3 protein-coding genes are annotated in these 2,255 nt (G+C 71.3%); 2 read left to right on the forward strand and 1 reads right to left on the reverse strand.

What is annotated here, in order from left to right; all coding sequences use genetic code 11:
* Both LLG88_16745 and rpsT read left to right on the forward strand, forming a co-directional pair.
* The coding region (locus tag LLG88_16745) for a tetratricopeptide repeat protein (protein MCE5248556.1) at nt 1-549 on the forward strand (549 nt) is incomplete at its 5' end.
* 138 nt (nt 550-687) lie between these two features.
* Entirely contained in the window at nt 688-951 is a 264-nt protein-coding gene (gene rpsT / locus LLG88_16750; protein MCE5248557.1) for a 30S ribosomal protein S20, read from the forward strand.
* Between the two features lie 445 nt (nt 952-1,396).
* Here rpsT and LLG88_16755 read toward each other — a convergent pair.
* Nucleotides 1,397-2,255: aldo/keto reductase (locus tag LLG88_16755; GenBank protein ID MCE5248558.1), on the reverse strand; the 859-nt coding region annotated here is incomplete at its 5' end.

Below are 2,255 nucleotides of genomic sequence, written 5' to 3' on the forward strand. Positions count from 1 at the left end.
GCGCCCGCCGTCCCCGCCCCGCGGCCCGTGCCCGCGGCGCCCGCGCCGAGCGCCGTCGCGCCTCGCGCGGCCGCGGCGCCCGCTCCCGCGCCCACGCCCGCGGCCGCTCCCGCGGCCGCCGCGCAACCCGTCGCCAAGCCCGCAACGCCGACCGACGAGGCCGCCTCCGGCGAGAGCGCCGAGGAGGCGTTCAACGGCGCCTACGCCGACTACTCGCGCGGCCACTTCGACCTCGCGCTGGCCGGCTTCCGCCGCGCCAAGGCGATCGACCCCGACGGCCCCCTGGCCGACGACTCGCAGTACTGGCTCGGCGAGACGCTCTACGCGCAGAAGAAGCACCTCGAGGCGGCCAAGGCCTTCTCCGACCTGGTGGACCAGTTCCCCAAGAGCGACAAGGTCCTCATGGCCCGCCTGAAGCGCGGCATGGCCCTGTGCGAAGGGAAGAAGACCGAGGAAGGGGTCGCCGAGCTGCGGAAGCTGATCAAGAGCGCCCCCTCGACGGACGAGGCGCGGCTGGCCCGCGAGTACATCAAGCGCAAGAAGCTGTGAAGAAGACGGGCGCTGGTTTGACACGGCGCCCTCTTTGACCCAAAATCTTCGCGCTTTCCCGGACGGGATGGTCCGCCCGGCGCACGCTCCAAGGCGGGCCTGTCCCACGGCCCCCGGAAGACCAAGAGGCTGAAGAAGATGGCGAATCACAAGTCGGCCGCCAAGAAGGCCCGTCACGACGTCGTCCGGCGGCTGCGCAATCGTTTCTGGCGGACGCGCATGCGCTCGCAGGTGAAGAAGTTCCGCACCGCCGTGGAAGAGGGCGACAAGCCGGCCGCGGAGGCTCTGCTCGTGGACACGCTCGGGTTGGTGGACCGCACCGCCCGCGCCGGCGTCATCCACGACCGGACCGCCGACCGCTACAAGTCGCGCCTGCAGCTCGCGTTCAACAAGATGGCGTAGGGCCGCGGTTTCGCGGCACTGACGAGAGCGCCCTCCGCAGGGGGGCGCTTTTGTTGTGCCCTGACTTCCCGGCGCAAAGGCCGCGCGTGCCTTGAGGCCGGGTTGGATTCGCTGAGCGACGCGTTCCTTGAGGCGGGGTCGGTCGGTCGTCCGGGGGGGGCCGTCGGACCCTAGAACTCAAGGGTTCCGCCGGCCCCCCCCCGGCCCGACCGACCTTCACTCGAACCGCAAAGCCCGCCGGCACAGCCCCCGTGTCCGCGGACTGTAGGGGCGGCTGGCGCGCCGATCACGTCGTCGGAACGACGGCGCCTCCTCCGCGCCTGCCGCCCGACCTGAACCCCGCTCACCCCTGCCTTACGTCGCTGGAAACGCGGGCCTTTGGCACGCTGCGCCCCCGCGAATGAGGACCGCAGGCATTTGGTACGCTGCGTCCGCCCGCGAAAACTCAATCGCTCGTCAAATAGGAATGCGCTTCCTTGAGGCGCTCGGGAATCTTGATCCCCTGCGGACACTTCGGTTCGCACTCGCCGCACTCGACGCAGGCGTCGCCGCCGGCGCCGTGCGCGACGTACTGCGCGCGATACCACGCGCCGCTCGACGCCTTCGTCCCGAACACCGCGCTCGCGTTGTACAGCCAGAACGTGTCGGGGATCGCCACGCCGTTCGGGCAGGGCTGGCAGTAGCCGCAGGTCGTGCAGGGCACCATCGTCCGCGCCGCGTAGAAGGCCCGCGCCTCCTCGATCAACGCCAGCTCGTCGGGCCCCATGCCCCCCGCCCGCGCGTCGCGCGCCACGGCGAGGTTCTCGTCAAGCTGCGCGTCCTCGTTCATCCCCGACAGCACGACCTTGACCTCGGGGAGATTGAACAGCCACCGCAACCCCCACTCCGCGGCCGACCGCGCCGGCCCCCGCGCGAAGATCGCCTCGACCTCGGCCGGGACCTTGGCCAGCGAGCCGCCGCGCAGCGGCTCCATCACCACCACGCCGATTCCCCGCTCCGCCGCGGCGCGCAGGCCCGGCAGGCCCGCCTGGAACTCTTGATCGACGTAGTTGAGCTGGATCTGGCAGAACTCCCAGTCGTGGCCGCCGAGGATCGCGCGGAAGTCGGTCGGCGAGCCGTGGAAGGAAAAGCCGAGATGGCGGATCCGGCCGTCGGCGCGCGCCCGCTCCATCGCCGCGAGCCCGCCGAGGTCGAGCACCTTTTGCCAACGCTCGCCGGACAGGGCGTGCAGCAGGTAGAAGTCCACGTGGTCGGTTTGGAGACGCCGGAGCTGCTCGTCGAGCAGCCGCTCCCAGTCCTGCTCC

It is taken from the genome of bacterium (assembly GCA_021372775.1).
Classification (GTDB): domain Bacteria; phylum Acidobacteriota; class Polarisedimenticolia; order J045; family J045; genus JAJFTU01.

What these genes read in the sequence shown, in the direction of transcription:
- rpsT (MCE5248557.1), top strand. Translation starts at nt 688, where the DNA reads ATGGCGAATCACAAGTCGGCCGCCAAGAAGGCCCGTCACGACGTCGTC.